This is a genomic window from Streptomyces sp. NPDC087844, from assembly GCF_044742785.1.
GTDB lineage: Bacteria > Actinomycetota > Actinomycetes > Streptomycetales > Streptomycetaceae > Streptomyces.
In genome coordinates this window covers 24,261-48,228 of record NZ_JBIUVD010000028.1, presented here as the reverse complement: position 1 = coordinate 48,228, position 23,968 = coordinate 24,261, and the positions used below count along the sequence as shown (strand labels likewise).

Genomic DNA, 23,968 nt, shown 5'->3' with positions numbered 1-23,968 from the left:
CTCAGCGTCCACCGGTCCCCAGCTCCGTCTCCACCAGCCGGTACATGTGCCGACGCGCGTCCTCCGTGCTCAGCGGAGGCGCCTGGCGCAGCCGCTGCAGGGCCAGTCCGTCGGAGAGGGCGGCGAAGCGGACGGTGAACCCGGCGGGGTCGGCGCAGACGAACTCGCCGTCGACGACGCCCCGTTCGACCAGCGCGCGGATCTGGCCGTGCCAGTCCTCGTACCGTTTCGCCTGGCCGCCCGCGAAGGCCTGTTCGGGGTCCTGGTCGCGGTCGCCGGCGCTCCAGTAGTCGAACCACATCCGCCAGTGCCGGTCGGTGTCCTGCGTGAACAGCGCGTCGATCAGCAGCCGCAGCGCCTCGGCACCGCCGGACGCCTCCTCGGCGGCGTCGTTCAGTGCCGCGTAGTAGCGCTCGATGTTCAGCACCATGGCCTCGGAGAGGATCTCCTGGACACTGCCGAAGTGGTAGGTGACCGTGCCCACCGACACCCCGGCCGCGGCGGCGACGTCCCGCACGCCCACGGACGCGTAGCCGCGCTCGGCGATGAGCGGGACGGCCGCCTCCACGATGAGCCGGCGGCGGACCTCGGTGGGCTGGCGCGTGCGGTCGGCCGCGGCGACCGCACGGCGGGGCGTCCTCGCGGCCTTCACGCGGACGTCCTCGGGGTGGTGCGGTGCCATGCGCGCTTGACCACTGTCTCTCCGTCCGCCCGTGCTTCCATCCGGCTGTCCATGATGAACTCCGTGGCCGTGGCCCGCAGCTCCGTACGCGTGATGATCTCAGCGTCCCAGTCGTCGCCGCGCCGCAGCCGGATCGCCCACTCGGAGACCGCCCGCGCGGACAGGGGGTCGTCGGAGCGGATCCGGTACGTCTCGCGGGCGCTCTCGTCGTAGCGCAGCCCGTCCGGATAGACCCGCGAGCCGCCGTAGTTGGGGTCGACCTCCAGAGTCCACTCCCCCTTGGCCACGTCATGGGTGACCAGCCGCTCCGGCGCCGGGTCGGCGGCCTTCTCGTGCTCGACGGCCAGCGGTACGGCCTGCTCGGGCTCCTCGAAACGGATGGGCGCGCGGCCCTCGTCGGCCGCCGGATCACGTACAGGCAGGAGTACGGCGCTCTCGGCGGGCAGCACGGTCAGCTCGCCGCGTTCGCCGTGCGGCCACACCCAGGGCCAGTACGAGTCGGAGACGGCGACCCTGACACGGTGTCCCGGCGGGAAGGCGTATCCGACGCCGTTCAGCTCGAACTCCACCGTCTCGTACGTCCCCGGGGTCCACTCCACGGCCCGGTCGCGCCCGTGCCTGCTGAGCAGGTTGAGGACGCCGCGGGTGACGAGCGTGGACGAGCCGTCGGGGGCGACGTCGCAGATCCGGGCGATGACATGGGCGCGGGGCGTGCCGCTGTCGAGGCGGAGCCGGACGCGGGGGCGGCCGAGGATCTCCACCCTTCCCTCCAACGGGTCGGAGTCGAAGCAGACCGAACGCCCGTCCTCCTCCCGCTGGTCGGGCGGCAGATCGCTCGCGTTGCCGAACGGGAAGAACCGGCCGGCGTCGAGTCCGGTGTGCTGGGGCGACCGTACGAGGACGGGGGCGGCGCCCTGCCCGAGGGGCCTCTCGTCCCACCTGACGGCGGGGGACGGCCAGTTGTCCTCCCCCACCCACCGGCCCGGCATCACGTCGTACGAAGTGGCCGGCGGGACCGGGTCGTTGAGCCAGGCGCGCAGCAGCGGCTCGCCCATGATGCCGGTGTCCTCGTCCTTCAGATGCTGGTCCCACCAGCGCAGGGTCTCCTGGAGGAAGCCGATCGCCGGGCCGGGCGGCAGGCCGCGGTCCGGGTACTGGTGCGACCAGGGTCCGACGAGCCCGCGGACGCGGTCGTCGGGCAGGTGCTCCACGAGCCGCAGCACGGTGTCCCGGTACGGGTCGTTCCAGCCGCCGACGGCGAGGACCGCCGCGCCGATCGCCGAGTAGTCCTCGCAGACGCTGCCGTGCCGCCAGTAGTCGTCGCGCCGCTGGTGGGCCAGCCAGGTGTGCAGGAAGGGTTCGAGGGCTTCGAGGCGGTCGCGCCACATCGGCAGCCAGCGGTCCTTCCCCACGCTGGTCGGGTCCGGCGGGCGGGCGGCGAACGCGAGCATCGTGCCCGCCCAGGCGAGCATGTCGACGCCGAGGACTGCGCCGCCCGTGTAGTGCACGTCGTTGTCGTAGCGGTCGTCCGTCGAGCAGACGGTGACGATCGCCTTCAGCGGTTCGGGGGCGAGGGCGGCGATCTGGAGGGCGTTGAAGCCGCCCCAGGAGATGCCGAACATGCCCACCTTGCCGGTGCACCAGGGCTGCGCGGCCAGCCAGTTGACTACGTCCACGCCGTCCGCGAGTTCCTGTGCGTCGTACTCGTCGCCGGGGGTGCCCTCGCTGTCGCCGTGGCCGCGGATGTCGACGCGGACGGAGGCGTAGCCGTGGCCCGCGTACCAGGGGTGGCGTTGGGCGTCCCTGGGTGCCGTCCAGTCGGTCTTGCGGTAGGGGAGGTATTCGAGGAGGGCGGGGACGGGGGTGGTGGTGGCGTCCGTGGGACGCCAGACGCGGGCGTGCAGGTGGGTCTGGCCGTCCCTGGTGGGGATCCAGACGTCCTCGACCATGACCTGCCGGTCGAAGTGCTCACGGTGGTGCAACTTGGCTCCTTGCTCCAGTGGGTGGGGGTCGAGGAGAGGTGTTCTCGCCCTCGCCGCATGGGGGCTCCGCCCCCGAACCCCCGGTCCTCAAACGCCGGACGGGCTGAGATGTCGCCGGACCGGCGGATATCTTTCAGCCCGTCCGCGAATCTTTCAGCCCGTCCGGCGTTTGAGGACAGAGGGGGCGAGGGGGCGCAGCCCCCATGCGGCGGGGGCGAGACCCCCCTCACCCCACCGCCCTCCACCGCCGCACACGATGCCCCCCAGCAGAGTCAGCGACCTGGTCATCGCCGACCCACAGGTCACCCCCCTCCACCGCATCCACCCACTCCGGCACCGGCCCCACAACGTCCCGCGCCCCCGGATCGGGCTGAAGCACCGCAGCCATCAACTGCCGCGTGTACGGATGACCGGGCGAGGAGAAGACCGAGTCGGTCGGTCCCTGCTCCACCACCACCCCCCGCCACAGCACAACCACCCGGTCCGCGATCCCCCGCACCACAGCCAGGTCGTGGCTGATGAACAGACACGCCAGCTCCCGCTCCCGCCGCAGGTCGTCGAGCAGCCGCAGGACATCGGCCTGCACCGACACGTCGAGCGCCGTCGTGATCTCGTCGGCGATCAGCACATCCGGCTCACCCGCGAGCGCCCGCGCGATCCCGATCCGCTGCCGTTGCCCGCCGGAGAGCTGCGCGGGCAGCCGCTCCGCGAGGGCGGGGTCGAGGCGTACGTCGGAGATGAGCCGCCGTGCCCGCGCGTCGGCGTCGGCCCGCGAACCGGCCGTGCCGAAGAAGCGCAGCGGCCGCCGCACCGCGTCCCCCACGGACCGCCGGGGGTTGAGGGAGGTGTCGGCGTTCTGGAAGACGAGCTGGACCCGCCGCCGCAGCGCCGACGGCCGCTTCCCGGCGGGCCGGGCGAGGTCACCCGCGTCGCGGCCTGAGCCGTGCGTCATCGTGCCGCCGGACGGCGTGCGCAGCCCCGCCAGCGCCCAGGCGAGCGTGGACTTCCCGCTGCCCGACTCCCCCACCAGCGCGAGGACTTCCCCGCGCCGGACGTCGAAGGAGACCCCGTCCACGGCACGGCTGGACCCGTAGTCGATCGTGACGTCCCGGGCGGCGACGGCGACGGGAGCCCCCGCGGGGATCACCGTCTTCGGCCGCACCTCCCGCTCACCCGCCTCGCCCACCCGCGCGAGGCCCGCGTCGTCGAGCCGCGGCACGCTCGCCAACAGGCGTCTGGTGTACGGGTCCTGCGGCGTCGCGAAGAGCCGGCTCGTCGGAGCCGCCTCCACGATCCGGCCGGCTCTGAGCACAGCCACCTCGTCGGCCATGTGCGCGACGACTCCGAGGTCATGGCTCACCAGGACGGCGGACAGGCCGAGTTCGTCGCGCAGCGCGCCGATCAGGTCGAGGACACCGCGTTGGGTGACGACGTCGAGTCCGGTCGTCGGCTCGTCGAGGACGAGGACCTTGGGACGGGCGGCGATGGCCATGGCGATGGCGACGCGCTGCTGCTGGCCGCCGGAGAGTTCGTGCGGGTAACGGCGGGCGAGTTCGGCGGGACGGGGCAGCCGGACCTGTTCGAGGAGGTCCACGACCGGTATGTCACCGCCCGCCTCCGCGATCTGGCGTCCGATGCGCATGGAAGGGGTCAGGGCGTGTCCGGCGTTCTGGGCGACCATGGCGACAGTGCCGCCCCGCAACCGCCGCAACTCCCCTGCGGGCAGGGCGAACACGTCGGCGCCGTCGACCCGTACCGAGCCGCCCGTCACCCGCGATCCGTGCCGCAGGTGCCCCAGCAGTGTCGCCGCGACGGTCGACTTGCCGCTTCCCGACTCGCCGACCAGGGCGAGGGTCCGGCCCGGCAGCACCTCCAGGGACACCTCGCGCACGACCGGCACGTCACGGCCGCCCGAACGGTAGGCCACCGACAGCGAGTTCACGGATACGAGCGATTTCACCGATACGACGGCGGCGGTCATCAGGACCCCTCCCTGATCCGGTCGACGCCCCATGCCTTGGACAGGCCGTCGGCCGCGAGGTTGAGCCCCACCACGAGTGTGGCCAGGGCGATGATCGGTGCGAGGCTCGCCATCGGGACGACGGTGATGGCGGTGCGGTTCTCGGCCACCATCAGGCCCCAGTCGGGCGTCGGCGGATCGGCGCCGAAGCCGAGGAAGGACAGCGACGAGATCAGCAGCACGACCCAGGAGGCCCGCATCGCGAACTCGACACACACCACGTCGGTGATGTTCGGCAGGATCTCGCGGCGCAGGATGGCCCAGGTGCCCTCGCCCCTGGCCCGCGCCGCGGTCACGTAGTCGGCGGGCGCGACCGCGAGGGCGGCGCCGCGGACGACTCGTACGACCTGGGGGACGTACACGACCGCGATGGCGAGGACGATGACCGACGGGCCCGTGCCCAGTGCGGTGACGATGACCAGCAGGGCGAGCACCGACGGGATGGAGAGCACCGCGTCGAGCACCCGGCCCAGCACGTCGTCGAACCAGCCGCCCCGCAGGGCCGCGGCGCAGCCGACGACCGTGCCGATCAGCAGGGTGACCAGGGTGGCTGCGACGGAGACGCCGATCGCGTACCGGCCGCCGTACAGGACCCGCGCCAGGACGTCACGGCCGTACTGGTCCGTTCCCGCCCAGTGGCTCCAGCTCGGGCCGAGGAGCGCCTGGTCGGCGTTGTTGGCGATCGGGTCGTACGAGGTGAGGAGGGGAGCGAGCAGGGCGATCAGGACGTGGACGGCGACGATCGTGAGGCCGATGGCCGCCGCCCGTGAGGAGCGTAGGGTGCGCCAGGCGCGGGCCGCGGCGGACGGTGGTGCGGCGGGCACCGCGGGCGTGGCCGCCGGGGTGTCGAGGGTGGTCATCGGGTCCTCCCGCGCGTACGGAGCTTGGGGTTGAGGGCCATGGCACCGAGGTCGGCGGCCAGGTTGCAGACGACGTACACGACCGCGCTGATCAGGGCGATGGCCTGGATGACGGGCAGGTCCCGGTTCTGGACGGAGGCGAGCATCAGCTTTCCGATGCCGGGGTAGTTGAAGACGTTCTCGACGACGGCGACTCCGCCCGCGAGCCAGGCGACGTTCAGGGCGATGACGTGCAGGGTCGGCAGCAGGGCGCTCGGCAGCGCGTGCCGGGTGACGACCCGCCAGTTCGACAGGCCCTTGAGGCGGGCCGTGGTGACGTACTCGCTCGCCATGACGTCGATGACGGACGTGCGGGCCATCCGGACGATGTACGCGGCCATGACGATCGCGAGTGCGAGGGCGGGCAGCCATACGGCGGGCATGAGCTGGCCGACGGTCGCCTCGGGGCCGTACAGGACGACCGCGGGGAACCAGGGCAGGGCGACCGAGAAGCAGAGTACGAGCACGGTGGCGACGACGAACTCGGGGACGCTCATCCCGACCAGGCTGACCGTGGAGATGAGGTGGTCCGGCCAGCGGTCGCGGTACAGGCCGGCGAGGATGCCGAGGACGATCGAGCCGGTGACGGCGAACAGGACGGTCACCAGGGCGATGAGCGCGGAGTTGCCGAGGTACATGCCGACTTCGCCGCCGACCGCCTTGCCGGAGACGAGGGAGGATCCGAAGTCGCCGTGCAGGGCGCCGCCGATCCAGTCGGCGTACCGCTCCCAGGCCGGCTGGTCGAGCTTGAGTTTTTCGCGCAGGGCGGCGACCGCGTCCGGGGTCGCGTCCTTGCCGAGGACCTGGGTGGCGACGTCGCCGGGCAGGGCCTGGACGGCGAGGAAGACCAGGACGGAGGAGAGGACGAGGGTGCCGAGGGCGGCGAGGACGCGGCGGGCGATGAACGAGAGCATGGTCAGGCTCCCTTCAGGCCGATGCCGAGGTAGTCGAACTCGAAGCCGTGCTCGGCGTAGCCGCGTACCTTCCGCGAGATGCCGACGAGCCGGTCGGCGAACATCGGGGTCATCGCCCCGCCCTTCTCGACGACGAAGGTCTGCGCCTCGCCGTACAGTTCGCGCCGCCGCTCGTCGTCGGTCTCCTGCCGGGCCCGGTCGAGGAGCGCGTCGAACGCCTTGTCCGACCAGGCGGTCTCGTTGTAGGAGGAGCCGCTGCGGAAGACCTGCGTGAACAGCTGGTCGACGGGTCTGCCGGTGTACCAGTAGGTGGCCATGAGCGGCTTCTTCATCCAGATCTGCGTGTAGTACGAGTCCGCCGAGGCCGTCTTCACCCGGACCCGGATCCCGGCCCGCCCGGCCGAGTCCTGGTAGGCGAGGGCCATGGGTGTGAAGACCGGGTCGTAGGAGGAGGTGTAGAGGTCGACCGTCAGACCCTCGTGGCCCGCCTTCTTCAGCAGGTGCCGGGCCTGTTCCGGGTCGTGCTCGGGGTGGGTGGCGAGGTGGGCGGGGTCGCTGGGCGGTACGGGGTTGTTCCAGCCGGGCGTGCCCGCGCCCTGGAGGGCGACCTTCACCACGTGCTCGGGGTCGTAGGCCAGTTTCATCGCCTGCCGGACGCGTACGTCGGTGAAGGGCTTCTCGGTGGTGAGCATCGGCAGCACGTACCACTGGGCGTTCTCGACGCGGGCGATCGTCGCGCGGTCGGAGGCGGCGACGACCCGGGCGGTCGCGAAGTCCAGGTTGGTCTGCGAGAGGAGGTCGACCTGTCCGGCGAGCAGGGCGTTGGAGCGGGCGGACATGTCGGCGACGGAGTAGAAGTCGATGGCGTCCAGGACCGGGCGGCCCGCCCAGTGGTCCTCGAACGCGGTGATCCGGCCGGGTCCCGCGGGGGCGAAGGACTCCAGCTCGAAGGGGCCCGTGCCGATGCCGGTGCGGCCGATGCCGCGGGCGCTGCCGTCGGGGATGACGTAACAGTTGTAGTGCGTGAGCAGGCTCGGGAACTCCGCGTTGGGGGTCTTCAGCGGCACGACGAGCGTGTGGGCGTCGGGAGTGCGCAGCTTCGCCGGGTCGATGAGCGGGGCGAGAACGGCGGCCTGCGGTGACGCCGTCGCCTTGTCGAGGATGTGGCGCAGGGTGTACGCGGCGTCGGCGGAGGTGAGTTCGTGGCCGTCGTGGAAGGCGACCCCCTTGCGGAGGCGGAAGGTCCAGGTGCGGGCCTTGCTGTCCGGTTCCCAGGACTCGGCGAGGTCGGGGGCGAGAGCGCCGTTCGCACCGATGCGGACCAGCCGGTTGTAGAGGGCACCGAGGTATTCGTACGCGGACAGGGCGCTCGCCGGGTCCAGGGTCTCGGCCTCGGAGGCGGGCGGCCGGGCGATGCGGAGCGTTCCGCCGCGATCGGGGGTGCCCTGCTCGGCCCTCTTGGGCAGAGCGGGGGCGGCCGAGGCGCCTGTGCAGCCGGTGAGCAGCCAGGACGCACCGAGCGACGCGCTGCCCGCGGCCGCCGCGGCAAGGACGGAGCGCCGTCCGGGGTGATGGATGTCGGGCATGGGCCGACCGTCCCTCCCGCTATGCGTTCGCTATTCGTTCAGCGGAACGATTGAGTGAAGTGCGTGAACGATAACCAGCCGATGGTTCCCCGCCAACCCTCGGAGCGCGGAAATTTACGTCGGAAACCGAGCCGTTACGTGGCGGAGGAACGGCCGCGGGATGATCGGCCGCGCCGGGTGTGCGTGATCGAGGGATGGGGAGAAAGCGCTTGCCCCGCGTGTTCACCACTCCCTGGGGAGGGACGGCCGGCATGGCCTCGTGGGAGAAACCGCTCGACCACCGCTACCGCGGCGAGCACCCGATCCGCACCCTTGTCTACCTGTTCCGGGCCGACCGGTGGAAGCTCGCCGCCGCGTTCGCCGTCTTCACCGTCAAGCACAGCCCGGTCTGGCTGCTGCCCCTGATCACCGCGACCATCATCGACACGGTCGTGCGGCACGGGCCGATCGCCGACCTCTGGCTCAGCGCCGGAGTCGTCCTCGCGATCCTGGTCGTCAACATGCCGCTGCACCTGCTGTACGTGCACCTGTTGTACGTGCGGCTGCTCTACGGCAGCGTGCGCCGCATGGGCACGGCCCTGCGCTCCGCGCTGTGCACGCGCATACAGCACCTCTCCATCGGCTACCACTCACGCGTCAGCGCTGGCGTCCTCCAGGCGAAGGTCGTCCGTGACGTGGAGACGGTCGAGCAGATGGTGCAGCAGACCGCCGAGACGGGGCTGGGCGCGGTCACCGTGCTCACGGGCGGGCTGATCATCATCGCCGTGCGCACCCCCGAGTTCGTCCCCGTGTTCCTGTGCGTGGTGCCGGTCGCGGCGCTGCTCGTGGCGCGGCTGCGGGGCCGGCTGCGCGTCCACAACGAGGACTTCCGGCACGAGGTCGAGCACCTGTCCTCGCGGGTGACGGAGATGACCCGGCTCATCTCGGTCACGCGGGCGCACGGTCTGGGCGCACGGTCTGGAGGGCAAGGCCCTGCGGCGCATGGACGGCACGCTGCACAAGGTCCTCGCCTCGGGGCTGCGGCTCGACCTCCTCAACGGCCGTTTCGCCTCGCCGGCCTGGGTGTTCCTGAACATGGACCTCGGGCCGGGTGCTGCTCGACGGGGCCGACATGAACGGCCTGGACCTGCGGACCTACCGGCGCTTCGTGTCGGTGGTGCCGCAGGAGTCGATCCTGTTCGACGGAACCGTGCGGGAGAACGTCGCGTACGGCATGGACGACGCGGACGCCGACGAGGCGACCGTGCGCGCGGCGCTGCGGGACGCCAACGCGCTGGAGTTCGTGGACCGGCTGCCGCGGGGGCTCGACACCGTGGTGGGCGAGCACGGGGCACGGCTGTCGGGCGGTCAGCGGCAGCGCCTCGCCATCGCGCGGGCCCTCATCCGCGATCCGTGCGTCCTGATCCTCGACGAGGCGACGTCCGCGCTGGACACGCGGTCCGAGGCACTCGTCCAGCAGGTTTTGGCCCGCCCGGTGCACGGGCGCACCACCTTCGTGGTGGCGCACCGGCTGTCGACGATCCGGGGCGCCGACCGGATCGTGGTGATGGGGGACGGCGCGGTCCGGGAGATCGGGTCGCACGAGGAGCTGATGTCCCGGGCGGGGGCGTACACGGAACTGCACGGAGGCAGCCTGCCCGCCTGAACGCGGGGTGGGGGGAGGCCGGTCCGAGCTGGAGAACGGCCGGCCCCCGCTCCTTGGTCCGGGCCCGCGGAGTCCGCCCGCACCCACGCGGACGGGAGGCGGCCGTCGTGCGGGGGCGGCCGGCTCACTCCCCGGCGTACGCCTTCTCCAGGGCGGCGATGTCGAGCTTGTGCATCTTGAGCATGGCCGCCGTGGCGCGGCCCGCCTTCTCCTGGTCCGGGTCGCTGAACATCTCGATCAGCCTGGTCGGCACGACCTGCCAGGAGAGGCCGAACCTGTCCTTCACCCAGCCGCAGGGGCCCTGCTCGCCGCCGCCCTCGGTGATCGCGTTCGAGTAGAAGTCGACCTCGGTCTGGTCCGCGCAGTCGATCTGGAAGGAGACGGCCTCGGTGAACTTGAACTGCGGTCCGCCGTTCAGCCCGACGAACTTCTGGCCGTTGGCCACGAAGTCGACGGTGACGACGGAACCGGCGGGTCCGGGACCGGCCTCCGTGGCACGGACCACCTTCCCCAGCTCGGAGTTCTTGAAGAGCGACACGTAGAAGTTCGCGGCCTCCTCGGCCTGGCCGTCGAACCAGAGACACGTGGTGAATCCGTCGGTGCTCATGAGTACCTCCTGGAGCGGAGCGGGAACGCTGTCATCTGTACCGACCTGTCCCCGACGGAAAACTCATCGGTGGCGCGCCGACTTTCCACCCGCTTTCCCGCACGGGCCCGGAGTCCCCGCCGGAACCAGTGCGGCGGCAGGGCAACGTCCGCCCGTTGGGGAGCGGCGTCCCGTGCGTGCTCCGGGGGTCCCCCCGGCCGGAGGCTGGGGGAGCGTGCCGGGCCTCGCGACGGGGCGAACGTTGCCTGTCGCGGCGGCACTAGCATGGCCCGCCATGACCTCCCCGCACGGCGACAGCGTTGAGCCCCTCGGCCGCCTCCACCCCTTCCGCATCGACGTCCCCCAGGCCGACCTCGACGATCTGCACGCGCGCCTGGATCTCACGCGCTGGCCGGACGAGCTGCCGGGGGTGGGCTGGGCCTACGGGATCCCGCGGACCTACCTCATGGAGCTCGTGGAGTACTGGCGGCACTCCTACGACTGGCGCGCGGCGGAGGCCCGGCTCAACGAGTGGCCGCAGTTCACGACGGCTGTCGACGGGGCGGACCTCCACTTCGCCCACATCCGCTCGCCGGAGCCCGACGCGACCCCGCTGCTCGTCACCCACGGCTGGCCCGGCTCGATCGCCGAGTTCCTGGACGTCGTGGGCCCGTTGACCGATCCGCGCGCGCACGGCGGTGATCCCGCCGACGCCTTCCACGTGGTGGTGCCGAGCATCCCCGGCTTCGGTCTGTCGGGACCCACCCGCGACACCGGCTGGGAGTACCGCCGTATCGCCGCCGCGTTCGCCGTGCTGATGGACCGGCTCCGCTACCGGCGGTTCGGTACGCAGGGCGGTGACTGGGGCGCGGCGATCTCCCGCGAGCTGGGCCGGACCCACCCGGACCGGGTGATCGGCGTCCATCTGAACCTGCTGCCCGGCGCCCAGGCCACCTCCGAGCCGACCGCGGAGGAACTGGCGGCGCTCAGCCCCCGGGAACGCGAACGCACTCTCGCCTCATGGCGACGCCACAAGGAGTGGTCCCGCGACCGGCAGGGTTACGCCGACATCCAGTCGACCAGGCCGCAGACCCTCGCCTACGGGCTCACGGACTCCCCCGTCGGGCAACTCGCCTGGATCACCGAGAAGTTCAAGGAGTGGACGGACTCGGACGAGTACCCCGAGGACGCGGTGGACCGGGACCAACTGCTCACGAACGTGATGCTGTACTGGCTCACGGGCACGGCGGGTTCGTCCGCGCGGGTCTACTACGAGCGCGCGCACGCCGTCGGCGAGAACGCGCTCGCGCAGCCGTCGACCGCACCGACCGCGCTCGCCGTCTTCCCCCGGGACAACTTCATTCCGCTGCGGCATCACGCGGACCGCACGAACTCCATCGTGCGCTGGACGGAGTTCGACCGGGGCGGCCACTTCGCGGCGATGGAGCAACCGGACCTGCTCGTCGAGGACGTGCGGGCGTTCTTCCGCCAGTTGCGGGGCGACGGCGGCAGCGCGAGTTGATGTGTGGGCCGGGCGGAGTCGCCCGTCCGGCCCCCTGACCGACATGGCCGGCCGTGGACGGAGTCGGAACTCCCGTACAACCCCTGGGCCCCATGCGAGGTCAAACAGGGCGCCGGACAAGGAACGGGCCCTTTCCGGACACCCCCGCGCTGCCCAGCCGTTTTTCCTGACAGGAGCCGACTCATGCGCAAGAACCGTTCCACAGCACTCGCCGCGGCATCATTTCTTCTGCTGGCGGGACTGGGCATCGCATCCGCGCCCTCCGCGTACGCGGGCACTCCCGGCGGTACGCGGGCCGACGACCGCAACAGCGACTTCAACGGCGACGGGTACGAGGACGTGCTGGTGGGCGCCCCCCGCGCGACCGTCAGCGGCAAGAAGGGCGCGGGACTCGTGACCGTGCAGTACGGCTCGTCGCGAGGCATCGGGACGAGCGGCGCCGCCCGCTTCAGCCAGTCCACCGCGGGCGTCGCTGGAGCGGCGGAGACGGGCGACGGCTTCGGCACGGCGGTCGGCACCGGCGACCTGGACGGGGATGGGTACGACGACGCGATCGTCGGCATCCCCGGCGAGGATCTCGGTACGGTCGCGGACGCGGGCGGTGTCGCGATCCTGTGGGGCTCGAAGGCGGGCCTCTCCGGTGCGGCAAGCGATTGGCTGGAGACCCAGGAGCCCACCGCGGGCGAGCAATTCGGTGCGGGCCTCGCCGCGGCGCACTTCACGAACGAGACGCCGGGCGACCTGCTGGCCGTCATCGACCACAACGGCCTGGAGCTGTTCGCCTACGACGCCGCCGCGACCGGTTCGATGGAGCGGCGCTCGTCCGCGCCGCTCATGGCTCGGGCGCAGGAGCGGCACGTCCTGCCCAAGTCGCTGACCACGGGCGACTACGACAGGAACGGATTCGCGGACCTCGTCGTGTCGGGCGTGACGGTCGGCGACGAGCCCGGTCACGGCTGGTCCACCTACCTGTCCGGGAACGCGGACGGGCTGACGTACGAGCGGGATGTGCGCGGGGGCCCGGTCGCCGCGTCCGGGGACATCGACAACGACGGCTACGACGACCTGGTGACCGGCGAGCCGAACTCCCCCGACGACGGTGGCGAGACCATGACCGGCGGTCTGGTCGGCGTGCGCCACGGCGGCGAGAACGGGCCCTCGGACGAGATCCAGTGGTGGACGCAGGACTCCCCCGGCGTTCCCGGCACGGCCGAGCGGGGCGACGGCTGGGGCACGGACCTTTCCGTGGCGGACACGGACGGGGACGGGTACGCGGACGTGGCCATCGGCGCCGCGGGCGAGGACGTGTCCACCGGCGGCTCCGCCGCGGGCGGCACGGTCGCCGACGCGGGCGCGGTGTGGGTGCTGCGCGGGGCGTCCGCGGGGCTGACCGCGACGGGCGCCAAGTCGTGGAACCAGGACTCCGCCGATGTGCCCGGTGTCCCCGAGAAGGGCGACAAATGGGGTGGCCAGGTCCGTCTCACCGACCCCGACGCGGACGGCCGCTTCGGGCTGCTGGCCTCGGCGCCGGGCGAGAACGCGGGCGACGGCTTCGTCTGGATGCTGTCGGCCGGGACGGGCGGCATCACGGCCGCGGGTGCGTGGACGTACGGGGCCCAGACGCTCGGCGCGCCCCACCTGGGCGCCGCGTTCGGCGCCTCGATCGACGAGTAGGCCTCCCGGGAGGCTCCTCACAGCCCCGGAGAGGTCGCGGCCGACTCCGGGACGCTGTGACTCGCGGCCGACTCCGTCGTCGTGCCGGACGTGTCGTCGGGCGCCGGCTCGGAGGACTCCGGCGCCGGCGGTTCGGACGAGGGCGACCCGGACTCCTCGGAGGGCGACGACGGCGTGGCCGAGGAGGTCGGGGGGCACGGGCTCGCCGACCCGCCCGGTGGCACGGTGGCGCCGTCCCCCACGGACACGCAGGGCGACGGAGAGTCCGACGAGGGCGGCGGGGAACTCACGGACGGGGACGGCTGGTTCGCCGGGGGATCCGTCTTCCTGTCCTTGCCGCCGGTGTCGCCCTTGTGCCGGGTGAACCAGTCGCCGCTGTCCGGGTCGAAGAGCACGAAGATGTTCACGACCTGGGTCGCGGGCGAGACGACCACGACGTTCGACGGCCGGTACGAGGGCCAGGAGTCACCGGTCCTCCTGGGCGTGGTCTTCAGCGCGACCGGCGGCAGCAGCGGGTTGCCGCAGGCGCAGCGCACCCGGGGAACACCGCGGTCGTCGACGAGGACCGCCGTGCCTGCCTGAAGGACAGCCTGATAGCTCGTGGCCCTGCCGTCGCGGTAGCCGTGATTGGTGACGCGGGTGTCCATCCGCAGCTGTACGGGGGTGAGCGAACGGAGATGGGCGGGCACCGCGGAGGTATCGAGGTCCAGCACCGAGGCGAACGCCCGCTTCTTGCCGGGAGCCCGGTCGAGGGCCGAGATCTGCTTCTCGACGTCGCAGCTGGCCACGTCACGGGTTCCGCCGTAGAGGCCGGGCGCCGAACCGTCCACGCCCCGCGTCACGTTGGCCGACCCGGAGGTGTCCGTGGGCGAAGGCGTCACCGGCGCGGCGGAACTGTCCCGTGCCGTCGACCCGGTGAACGGATCGGGCCCCGACTTGCCCGCCGCCTGGAGGAAGACCTCGCCGTCCCTGCCCTTGGCGGTGGTCGTTCCGTCGGGCCGGGTGAGGACCACGGCCAGGACCACGGCCACGACGACCGCGGCGGCGACGAGGGCGACCCGCGGCACCGACTTCCACCAGGGCCTTTCGGGCCCCTTCCCCGCGCCCGAGCCGGACGGGCCGGAGGGCCCGCCGCCCGAGCCACCGCCCGACCCGCCCCCCGCACCGCCTCCTGCCCCCTCGCCCGGTCCGCCGATCGAGGCACCCGTGGGGCCACTTCCGTCCGACGGAGGTACGGGGTTCGGCCGGGTCGGCCCCGACAGGGGGCCGGAGGGCGGTCCTGTGGGGCGACCGGAGGACGGCGGTTCGACGCTCACGAGCTCCTCTTCCCGGCGTAGCGACACTGCGGGTTCGCGGACTGCGGGACTGCGGGACTGCAAACTGTGGGACTGCGGACTGCCGCACACTTCGCACCAGTTTGCCGCCTTTTATTTCACAACGAGCCCATTGTGTGCTCCGGTCCCGTACCGCCCGCAAGCCGACGCGGTCGGCCCTCCCGGCAGGCGCGCCGCCACAGGCCTGCTTAACGTGACAGCGTGAGCCTCCCCGCAGCCCCTGACCAGGCAGTGTCCCGGCACGGCTGGGCCCAGGCCCTGGCGACGGTCCTCGCCGGGCTGATCGCCATGATCGTGGTCGCCGCGCTCGGGCTGTGGGCGGCGGGGGCCGCCGACCTGCCCGATGGCGCTTGCCCGCGTGTCGTCGCCGCGACGGTGGTGACCGCGGTCGGCGGTTCGGTGAAGTTCGCCGGGAACGCCGGAGCGATCGCCGACACCCGGGCGGGCCTGACGGTGCTTCCGCTCTCGGTGACGCTGACCGGAGCCCTGGTCGTCGCCGCCGGTTTCCTGCGGCCGTTGCGCCACCGGGCCGTCGCGGGCGCGCCCGAACTGGCGGGCTGGGCGGGCCGCATCGCCGTCCTGTGGCTGCTCGCCCTGACCGCACTGGCACTGTCGGCCCGCCGAACCTTCGCGGTCTCCCTCGGTGAGGGCAGGCTCTCCGACCTCGGCGATCTGTTCGGCGCCTCGTCGCCGCGGGTCGGGTTCGAGACCGATGTACCGGTGACGCTGCCCTTCGGCCTCCTGTGGCTGGCCGGTGTCCTCGTCCTCGCGCTGCTCGTCTCGCCCGGGGCACCGCTCCCGCCCCGGCTGCTGCGCTTCCAGGAATCGGTGCGACCGGCCGCGTACGCCATGGTCGTGCTGCTGCTCGCGTGCGTGGTTGCGGGCGTGGTCGTCGCGCTGGTGGTGGCGGTGACCCGGGGGCATGCCACGCAGACGCTTGCCGTGGTGCTCCTGGGGCTGCCGAACCTCGTCTGGCCCGTCTTCACCATCGGTCTGGGGGCGACCTGGGACGGCAGGGTCGAGGGACCGTTCGGGCTGCCGATGCCGCAGGTGCTGGACCGTGTGCTGCGTACGCCGGACCTCTCGACCCTGAATCTGAGCACGCTCTCGGAGCAGGACGGGAGGGTGTGGTGGCTCGTGGCCGTCGACGCGGTGCTCCTGCTGGGTGTCGCCTTCCTGATGGCCTCGCGCTCACCGGCCCGCATGCGGGCCTGGCGGCACGCCCCGCACATGGCTGTCGCACTCGCGCTCACGGTGCTCACGGTCAGCCTGCTCGGCCGGATCGACGCGCACTACGGGCTCTCACTGTTCGGCATCGGGGACCTCGGCGGCGGCCTGTCCGGCGAGCTCTTCCTGCGACCGCGACTGTGGAGCGCGCTCGGTCTCGCGCTGCTCTGGGGCCTGGTCACCGGCTTCCTGGGCGCGCTGCTCGCCTCCCGTACGCGTCATCACGGCGAGTTGCAGACTCCGAAGGACTGAGGACCGCGAGCCGTACTACCGTACGCATCCATGATCGAGCCGGACTTCCTTCACACCACCCGAACGGCCTACGACGTGTGGGCCGCCCGCTATGCCGAGCTGTTCGCCAACGGCCTGGAGGACTTCCCGCTGGACCGGGCGATGCTCGGCGCGTTCGCCGCCTTCGTGCGTGCGGACGGCGGCGGTCCGGTGGCCGACCTCGGCTGCGGTCCGGGTCATGTGACCTCTCTGCTGGACTCTCTCGGCCTGGACGTGTCCGGCATCGACCTGTCGCCGGAGATGATCTCCATCGCCCGTACGGCCCGTCCGGACCTGCGGTTCGAGGTGGGCTCGATGACCGCGCTGGACATCGGGGACGGCACGCTGTCCGGTGCGACGGCCCGCTACTCGATCATCCACACCCCGCCGGAGCACCTGCCGCGCGTATGCGCGGAGTTCCGTCGCGTACTGGCGCCCGGCGGTCATCTGCTGGTCTCGTTCCAGGCCCATGACGACCCCTCGGAGCTCGCGGAGTCCTTCGACCACAAGGTGGCCCTCGCCTACCGCTGGTCCCCCGACCGCGTGGCCGACCTGCTGACCGCAACGGGCTTCACTGAGAAGGCCCGCCTCGTCAGGGCCCCCATGGAGGACGAACGCCAGTTCCCCCATGCCCACTTGCTGCTCACCAGGACCTGACGGCCCCGAAAGGGGCGCGGGGAACTGCGCGACCGGCCACGACGGACCCGCATCCGCCGAACGCCCCCTACGGTTCCCCGGCCCCGGCGGGAAACACGGGCCGAGCCCACTTTGGCGGCGAGGGCGGAGCCCAGGCCCGCTCGGGCTCACCCACCACCGCCGCCCGCAACGCCGCCACGAACGCGAGACAGGACCCGTACCGGTCGTCGGGACTCTTGGCGAGAGCCTTCGCCAGGACGTCGTCCACGCCACCGGCGAGATCGGGCCGCTTCCCGGACACCGCCGGCGGCACGTCGTACTGATGCGCCCACAGCAACGCCATGTCGTCGTCGCGTTGGAACGGCGGCCCGCCCGCCAGGGTCTCGTACACGACACACGCGAGGCTGTAGACGTCGCAGCGGCCGTCGACGGGACGTCCGGAGATCTGCTCGGGCGCCACGTAGTCGAGCGTGCCGACGAACTGGCCGACGGTCGTGAAGCCGGTCAGGGACAACGACTTCTTCGTCAGCCCGAAGTCGGTGAGGTAGACGTGCTCGGGGTGGTCGCTGTCCGTACCCGCCGCGACCAGGATGTTGCCGGGTTTGACGTCCCGGTGGACCAGCCCGTGGTCGTGGGCGGCGTCGAGCGCGGACGCCACCTGCACGGCGATGCGGGTGGCCGTCGTGACGGCCAACGGCCCCTCCTTGTCGAGGAGATGACGCAGGTCACGACCTGCCACGTACCGCATGGCGATGTAGAGGACACCGTCCGTCTCACCCGCCTCGAAGACCGGCACGATGTGCGGGTGGTCGATCGCGGCGGCCACCCGTGACTCGTAGGTGAAGCGTTTGCGGAACGTGTCGTTGCGGGCGAGTTCCGGGGCGAGCAGTTTCAGGGCGACCGTGCGGTCGAGGCGCAGGTCCTTGGCACGGTAGACGACGGCCATACCGCCCCGGCCGACCTCGCGCTCGATCCGGTAGCCGGCGATCTGCCTGCCGATCAGCTCGGAGGGCCGCCCCGAGTGCGGGCTCGTACCGTCCGCCATCACCTGTCACCGCGACCGGCACTGTCACCGTCGCCGTCGCCGTCGCCCGTGACAAGCCGGGTCGGGGCGTGCCGGATGCCCTCCTGGCCCTCGGGTGCGTCCGGCCCTGCGTCTGCCACACCCCGGAGGGGTGCCGGCTCGGCACCCGGCACGGCTTGCGTCGGCTCGGGCCCGATCCCCCGCACGACCCGAGTCGGCTCGGGTCGGACTCCCCGCGCGTCTCGCATGGGCTCGGGCCCGGCACCGCGCACAGCTTGCGTCGACTCCGGCCCGCCTTCCAGCCCGGCCGAAGGCGGCTCGGATCCGCTCGCCGGGACGGCTTGAGCCGACTCGGGCGCGCCACTTCGCACACCGCGTGCGGGCTCCGGCTCGGCGCTCCGCGCGGACGGTGCGGGCTCCGCTCCCACGCCCCGCACGACCCGCACGACCCGCGTGGGCGCGTGGCCTGCCGCAGGGGGCGGCTCAGGACCGGCCGCCGCGGGCTCGGGCGGGGACTCGGCATCGGACGGGCCGGGGCCGGCGGGTGGCTCGGGCGGGGCCCCGGCAACCGGTGGGGTCGAGCCCTCCACCGCCGCGGACGGCGGCTCCCGCGTCGCGTACGTGCTCACGCGCGTGCCGTCGCAGTACACCCACCGTTCGTGCTCGGCCTCGTAGAGCCAGACGGCCTCCCCCTCCACGACGATCCCGACCCGCATCCCCGTCGTCAGGTCGTGGAACGCCTCCCGGTCGAGGCGGCCGGCCGCCAGTTCCTCGACGTGCCGCCGGTAGCGGCGCAGCGTCTCCTCGACGCGGGCCAGCAGCGGACGCGGGTCGGCGGTGCGGGCGAGCGGCTGTCCGGCGGCGGGCGGGTCCTGCGGGACGGCCACCAGCAGTCGGCCGTCGACCCACGCGGACCAGCCGTTGGCGCACAGCACGTGCCCCCAGTCGCCGCGCCGCTCGACGAGCCGGACCGGCAGGAGGGCGTCGAGGGGCACGGTGGGCCGGACCGGGTCGGGGGCGTCCCAGGCGGCCATGCCGTCCCGCGGAACCACGTGGGTGGGGCGGAATCCGGGAGTTGTCGTCGTCATCGCGTCCGGCTCCCCTTCCTGCTACTTCCGCATGACCGCGGGTTCGCGCCGTCTGAGCAGCCGGGCCACGAGGTAGCCGAAGACGGCCGAGAGGACGACGAGCATGCCCATGTTGAGCAGCCACACCCCGGCCGAGTGCCGGAACAGCGGGTCGGCCGTCAGCTCGCCCGGAACGAGCCGGGCCAGTCCGACGGTGCCCGCCATGGCGCCGAGCGCCCAGCGCGACGGCACCAGCCACGACAGCTGTTCGATGCCGGGGACGCCGTCGAGTCTGAGCAGCGCGCCGCAGAACACGACCTGCACGATGGCGAGGAGCACGAGCAGCGGCATCGTGACCTCCTCCTTGCGTACCAGCGCGGAGACGAGGAGCCCGAGCATCATCGCGGTGAAGGCGAGCAGCGCGACGGCGGCCGTGAGCTCGACGAGGGGCGGCAGCAGGACTCCCTCGCCGCCGGGCGCGTTCAGGTCGACGCCGAGCAGGGCCACCAGGGTCAGTACGACGGCCTGGAGCACCGTGACCGTGCCGAGGACGACGACCTTGGACATCAGGTACGCCGATCTGGACAGGCCGACGGCCCGTTCCCGCTGGTAGATCACCCGTTCCTTGACCAGTTCCCGCACCGCGTTGGCCGCGCCCGTCAGGACTCCGCCGACGCAGAGGATGAGCAGCGCGTTCATCGCCGTCTCCTGGGTCAGCTTGCTGCCCGCCAGTGCCCGCGCCATCGCTCCCATCACGAAGGGCAGGGCGATCATGATGGCGAGGAACGTGCGGTCGGCGCCGAGCACGGCGGCGTACCGGCGCACGAGTGTGCCCAGCTGCGAGCCCCAGCTCTGTGCCTTGGGCGGCCGGGGGAATGTGCCGGGTGCGGGGTCCGCCCGTGGGAGGCGCGGCTGGGTGGAGGAGTTCACGATGTACTGGCGGTGCTGGATTGACGCGCGGTAGTCGCCGGCCCAGTCCCGTTCGCGGTCCCGTTCGAACGCCTCGAACGCCTCCGGCCACTGCTCGTAGCCGAAGAAGGCGAGTGTCTCGTCGGGCGGGCCGTAGTAGGCGACCTTTCCGCCCGGCGCGAGGACGAGCAGCCGGTCGCAGACGTCGAGGCTGAGCACGCTGTGGGTGACGACTACGACGGTCCGCCCGTCGTCGGCCAGTCCGCGCAGCATGTGCATCACGGAGCGGTCCATACCGGGGTCGAGGCCCGAGGTCGGCTCGTCGAGGAAGAGCAGGGACGGCTTGGTGAGCAGTTCGAGGGCCACGCTGACGCGTTTGCGCTGGCCGCCGGAGAGGCTGTGGATGGGCTGCCCGGCGCGTTGTTCGAGGCCGAGTTCGCGGATGACCTCGTCGACGCGGGCCCTGCGCTCGGCCTTCGCGGTGTCCTGGGGGAAGCGCAGCTCGGCGGCGTACGTGAGGGCGCGCCGCACGGTGAGCTGGGCGTGCAGGATGTCCTCCTGCGGTACGAGGCCGATGCGCCGGCGCAGCTCGGCGTAGTCCCGGTAGAGGTCGCGGCCGTCGTACAGGACCGTGCCCCGGTCGGCGGGGCGCTGCCCGGTCAGGGCGTTGAGGAGCGTGGACTTGCCCGCGCCGCTGGGTCCGACGACGGCCAGCAGGCACTTCTCGCCGACGGGGAAGGAGACCCCGTCGAGGAGTGTCCTGCGGCCCCGGTCGACGGTGACGATCAGGTCCTGCACGTCGAGCGAGACCTCACCGGTGTCGACGTACTCCTGGAGCTGGTCGCCGACCAGGCAGAACGCCGAGTGGCCGATGCCGACGATGTCGCCCGCGTCGATACGGGCGCGGGTGACGGGCTGCCCGTTGAGGAACGTGCCGTTGTGGCTGCCCAGGTCGACGATCTCGTACGTGCCGTCCGGCAGGGCGCGCAGCTCCGCGTGGAGCCGGGAGACGCTCAGGTCGTCGACGAGAAGGTCGTTGTCGTCGCCGCGGCCGATACGGACGGTGCGGGAGGGCAGTGGCCGCACGGTGGTGGGCTGCCGGAAGGTGCCGGTCGCGGCGGGCACGGAGACGACCGAGGGCCGCTCGGGGGCGGGCGGGGGCCGCTCGGCGAGCACGGCGCACGGGCCGTCGACGGGGGCGCCGAAGCGGATGACGCTGCCGGCTCCGACGTCCCGCTCGTGGACGCGGCGGCCGTCGGCGTACGTGCCGTTCGTGCTGTTCTCGTCCTCCAGCGTCCAGTGGTCGGTGCCCGGCCGCAGGACCGCGTGGTGCCAGGAGACCCGGGCGTCCTCGATGACGATGTCGCAGAGCGGGTCCCGCCCGACGTGGTACTCGTGGTCCGGGGTCATGACCGTGGAGCCCGTCTCCGTTTCGAGGACGAGTTCGGGCACCGCAGACCGCTCTCCCATGCCTGAATTCTAGCTATTCGTCCACATGTGCGCCTGCTGCGGGCGCCAAGGCCGGGCTGCCGGGGGCCAGGACGCCGGTTCAGGCGGCCGGGACGGACAGAAAGGGCAGGGTCCGCTGCATCCGCAGGGCGTCTACCGACTCCGCCAGCAGTTCGTACTCGGTGGTCTCGTCCCTCGTGGCGATGCGGACCAGATGCCCGGCGGTCAACTCCTCGGCGGCCAGCTCCTGTTGCGCGTCGTCGCCGCACCACCTGCGCAGCAGACCCGGCACATCGGGGGTCGTGCCCGCGACGGGTGCCATCGAGTTCGGCGGGAAACAGGGGGCGCCGGGATCGGGATCGAGGCGCTCGGCGATCCAGGACGCCCGGTCCCGCAACCACCACATGGCCAGGGCCAGAGTGGGCGCCCGGTAGGTGCCGAGCGGTACGCCGACCCACATTCCGCCACAGACTCCGTACGCGGTGACGTGGCACAGGAATTCATCGTGCACGATCACTCCCCATCGCATCCGCTCGCCGCCTGCCGGCCTCTCTCCGGGCTCTTACGCGACTCGTTCCGGCGTGCACCGTGGCGCTGTTCCGAGGGGGCTCGGCTGCTCCGGACCGTTCGCCGGGAGCTCTCCGAGTGGTGAAGGGTGAAGGCCCCTGAGGGCTGTCCGTAATCTCCGGGGCGGGCGCACGACGACAGTTACGGCACCTCGCGGCGCTACCGGATCGCCCGAATACACCCGGTATGCGGGTGACCCGGCGCCTTGCGATGCACCGCATCTGAGGCCGCGCGCTGATCCTCCGGGTATTGCGGGACAGCTCTTAGCCTTCGAGTATCGACACTCCTGACACAGTGTCACCATGTCTTTCCAGCCAGTCTCCCGGCATATTCACGGCCTTCTTTGGCCGAAACGGCTCGGACCGTACGGAATCCGCGCCCGGCATGGTTGCGGTACCGCATCCCCACGACCTCGATGGAGGCCGCTTTTCATGTCCGCGAACGAGAACGCGAACGAGAACCGCTACGAGACCGCCGTCGCCCGCTACTTCGACGCCCGGAACGCGGACCCTGGCGAAGGCGGTGGCCGTCGCCTGGACCACGGACGGCTCGGCACCCGTCACCGGGTTCGACGTCGCCCCCTGACGGAGGACGGACGGATACGGAGCGTATTCGGATTGCTCGACCCGGTGCCCGCGGCGGGGTGCCCCGGTCCGGTGAATCCGGACACGCGAAACCCGCGCCCTGCCAGGGGCGCGGGACTGTGTCGATGCGCGGCTCCGCCGCGTGGGCGCGACCAACCACCACCAGGCTCGCAGCCGGACTCCCGCGCCCCTCCCCGTAAGGGGCGCGGGAGTGTGTCGATGTGCGGCTCCGCCGCGTGGGCGGGACCGGCCCCCACCGGACCCGCAGCTCGACCACCACGCCGCCGGGCGGACCCCCTACCGCTGGACGAGCTCGTCGATCCGGGCAAGCTCGTCCTGCGAGAACTCCAGGTTGCCGGTGGCAGCCACACTGTCCTCCAGCTGCTGCGGACTGCTCGCGCCGATCAGCGCGGAGGTGACCCGCCCGCCGCGCAGCACCCAGGCCAGTGCCATCTGGGCCAGCGACTGACCGCGGGACTTGGCGATGTCGTTGAGGGCGCGCAGGTCGGCGACGAGCTCCTCGGTCAGTTTGTCCGCGCTCAGGAAGGGGCTGTCGCTCGCTGCCCGCGAACCCTCCGGGATCCCGTCCAGGTAGCGGCCCGTGAGGAGGCCCTGCTCCAGCGGCGAGTAGGCGATGGACCCGATCCGCAGCTCGTCGAGCGTGTCCAGGAGCCCCTCCTCCTCGGGGCGCCGGTCGAGGATCGAGTAGCGCGGCTGGTGGATGAGGAGCGGGGTGCCCAGCTCGCCCAGGATGCGGGCGGCCTCGCGGGTCTGCTCCGGCGAGTAGTTCGAGACACCGACGTACAGCGCCTTGCCCTGCTGGACGGCCGAGTGCAGGGCACCCATCGTCTCCTCAAGGGGAGTCTCCGGGTCGGGGCGGTGCGAGTAGAAGATGTCGACGTAGTCGAGACCCATGCGGTTCAGGCTCTGGTCGAGCGAGGACAGCAGGTACTTGCGCGAGCCCCATTCCCCGTACGGGCCCGGCCACATCAGGTAACCGGCCTTGCTGGAGATGACCAGCTCGTCGCGGTACGGCGAGAAGTCGGCCTTCAGCGCCTCACCGAGGGCGGACTCGGCGGCGCCGGGCGGGGGCCCGTAGTTGTTGGCCAGGTCGAAGTGGGTGACGCCCAGGTCGAACGCTCGCCGCAGGATCGCGCGCTGCGTGTCCACCGGCCGGTCGGGGCCGAAGTTGTGCCACAGGCCCAGGGAGAGGGCGGGCAGCTTCAGGCCGCTGCGTCCGGTGCGCCGGTAGGGCATGTCCGCGTAGCGGTCGGTGTGTGCGGTGTACAACACGTTCTCCAGAGGGGTCGGTACGGAGTGGACCACTGTCCACTCTCGCCTGCGCCACGGACAGCGGTCCAACAGGAGAATCGGATGGGATTCAGCGGATA

Annotated in this window: 17 protein-coding genes and 1 pseudogene; 5 read left to right on the top strand and 13 right to left on the bottom strand. The window is 72.0% G+C overall.

Features of this window, described 5'->3' with window-relative positions; translation table 11 throughout:
* Nucleotide 1: 1 nt before the first annotated feature.
* The 6 genes from ACIOKD_RS36900 to ACIOKD_RS36875 form a co-directional block, all read right to left on the bottom strand.
* Nucleotides 2-682 (bottom strand): TetR/AcrR family transcriptional regulator, encoded by a 681-nt coding sequence (locus tag ACIOKD_RS36900; protein WP_402092430.1) that lies wholly within the window; start codon nucleotides 680-682, stop codon nucleotides 2-4.
* Entirely contained in the window at nucleotides 649-2,664 is a 2,016-nt protein-coding gene (locus ACIOKD_RS36895) for a CocE/NonD family hydrolase (protein ID WP_402092429.1), read from the bottom strand. The genes ACIOKD_RS36900 and ACIOKD_RS36895 overlap by 34 nt, the downstream gene beginning before the upstream one ends.
* Nucleotides 2,665-2,890: 226 nt before the next feature.
* On the bottom strand, nucleotides 2,891-4,645 hold the full coding sequence (locus ACIOKD_RS36890; protein ID WP_402092427.1) for a dipeptide ABC transporter ATP-binding protein: 1,755 nt from the start codon (nucleotides 4,643-4,645) through the stop codon (nucleotides 2,891-2,893).
* Nucleotides 4,645-5,544 (bottom strand): ABC transporter permease, encoded by a 900-nt coding sequence (locus ACIOKD_RS36885; RefSeq protein ID WP_402092425.1) that lies wholly within the window; start codon nucleotides 5,542-5,544, stop codon nucleotides 4,645-4,647. The genes ACIOKD_RS36890 and ACIOKD_RS36885 overlap by 1 nt, the downstream gene beginning before the upstream one ends.
* Complete coding sequence (locus tag ACIOKD_RS36880; RefSeq protein WP_402092424.1) at nucleotides 5,541-6,497, bottom strand: ABC transporter permease; 957 nt, start codon at nucleotides 6,495-6,497, stop codon at nucleotides 5,541-5,543. Before ACIOKD_RS36880 ends, ACIOKD_RS36885 begins: the two co-directional genes overlap by 4 nt.
* A 2-nt stretch (nucleotides 6,498-6,499) precedes the next feature.
* On the bottom strand, nucleotides 6,500-8,083 hold the full coding sequence (locus ACIOKD_RS36875) for an ABC transporter substrate-binding protein (protein WP_402092422.1): 1,584 nt from the start codon (nucleotides 8,081-8,083) through the stop codon (nucleotides 6,500-6,502).
* Nucleotides 8,084-8,334: 251 nt separating this feature from the next.
* On the opposite strand from ACIOKD_RS36875, the pseudogene ACIOKD_RS36870 reads away from it, so the two are divergent.
* A pseudogene (locus ACIOKD_RS36870) lies at nucleotides 8,335-9,728 on the top strand (ABC transporter ATP-binding protein).
* A 124-nt stretch (nucleotides 9,729-9,852) separates the two neighbouring features.
* Here the strand turns inward: ACIOKD_RS36870 and ACIOKD_RS36865 are convergent.
* Nucleotides 9,853-10,335 (bottom strand): VOC family protein, encoded by a 483-nt coding sequence (locus ACIOKD_RS36865; protein WP_402092421.1) that lies wholly within the window; start codon nucleotides 10,333-10,335, stop codon nucleotides 9,853-9,855.
* Nucleotides 10,336-10,609: 274 nt separating this feature from the next.
* Between ACIOKD_RS36865 and ACIOKD_RS36860 the strand changes: the two genes are divergently transcribed.
* Complete coding sequence (locus ACIOKD_RS36860) at nucleotides 10,610-11,836, top strand: epoxide hydrolase family protein (RefSeq protein ID WP_402092420.1); 1,227 nt, start codon at nucleotides 10,610-10,612, stop codon at nucleotides 11,834-11,836.
* A 183-nt stretch (nucleotides 11,837-12,019) separates the two neighbouring features.
* Nucleotides 12,020-13,510 carry an esterase gene (locus ACIOKD_RS36855; RefSeq protein ID WP_402092419.1) on the top strand — a complete coding sequence of 497 codons (1,491 nt, stop codon included), beginning with the start codon at nucleotides 12,020-12,022 and terminating at the stop codon, nucleotides 13,508-13,510.
* A gap of 17 nt (nucleotides 13,511-13,527) precedes the next feature.
* Here ACIOKD_RS36855 and ACIOKD_RS36850 read toward each other — a convergent pair whose 3' ends face one another.
* Nucleotides 13,528-14,826 carry a DUF6777 domain-containing protein gene (locus ACIOKD_RS36850; protein ID WP_402092417.1) on the bottom strand — a complete coding sequence of 433 codons (1,299 nt, stop codon included), beginning with the start codon at nucleotides 14,824-14,826 and terminating at the stop codon, nucleotides 13,528-13,530.
* A 219-nt stretch (nucleotides 14,827-15,045) separates the two neighbouring features.
* On the opposite strand from ACIOKD_RS36850, the gene ACIOKD_RS36845 reads away from it, so the two are divergent.
* A complete protein-coding gene (locus ACIOKD_RS36845) occupies nucleotides 15,046-16,323 on the top strand; it encodes a streptophobe family protein (RefSeq protein ID WP_402092416.1) in 1,278 nt (425 codons plus the stop codon).
* Nucleotides 16,324-16,353: 30 nt separating this feature from the next.
* Nucleotides 16,354-16,998, top strand: coding sequence for a class I SAM-dependent DNA methyltransferase (locus ACIOKD_RS36840; protein WP_402092415.1), 645 nt, complete (start codon nucleotides 16,354-16,356; stop codon nucleotides 16,996-16,998).
* 67 nt (nucleotides 16,999-17,065) lie between these two features.
* Here ACIOKD_RS36840 and ACIOKD_RS36835 read toward each other — a convergent pair whose 3' ends face one another.
* The 5 genes from ACIOKD_RS36835 to mgrA form a co-directional block, all read right to left on the bottom strand.
* On the bottom strand, nucleotides 17,066-18,022 hold the full coding sequence (locus ACIOKD_RS36835; RefSeq protein WP_402092413.1) for a serine/threonine-protein kinase: 957 nt from the start codon (nucleotides 18,020-18,022) through the stop codon (nucleotides 17,066-17,068).
* Nucleotides 18,022-19,089, bottom strand: a complete 1,068-nt coding sequence (locus ACIOKD_RS36830) for a hypothetical protein (RefSeq protein ID WP_402092412.1) — start codon at nucleotides 19,087-19,089, stop codon at nucleotides 18,022-18,024. Before ACIOKD_RS36830 ends, ACIOKD_RS36835 begins: the two co-directional genes overlap by 1 nt.
* A 21-nt stretch (nucleotides 19,090-19,110) precedes the next feature.
* Nucleotides 19,111-21,447, bottom strand: a complete 2,337-nt coding sequence (locus ACIOKD_RS36825; protein ID WP_402092410.1) for an FHA domain-containing protein — start codon at nucleotides 21,445-21,447, stop codon at nucleotides 19,111-19,113.
* 79 nt (nucleotides 21,448-21,526) lie between these two features.
* Nucleotides 21,527-21,937, bottom strand: a complete 411-nt coding sequence (locus tag ACIOKD_RS36820; RefSeq protein WP_402092408.1) for a hypothetical protein — start codon at nucleotides 21,935-21,937, stop codon at nucleotides 21,527-21,529.
* 937 nt (nucleotides 21,938-22,874) lie between these two features.
* Complete coding sequence (gene mgrA, locus ACIOKD_RS36815; RefSeq protein WP_402092511.1) at nucleotides 22,875-23,867, bottom strand: L-glyceraldehyde 3-phosphate reductase; 993 nt, start codon at nucleotides 23,865-23,867, stop codon at nucleotides 22,875-22,877.
* Nucleotides 23,868-23,968 lie beyond the last annotated feature (101 nt).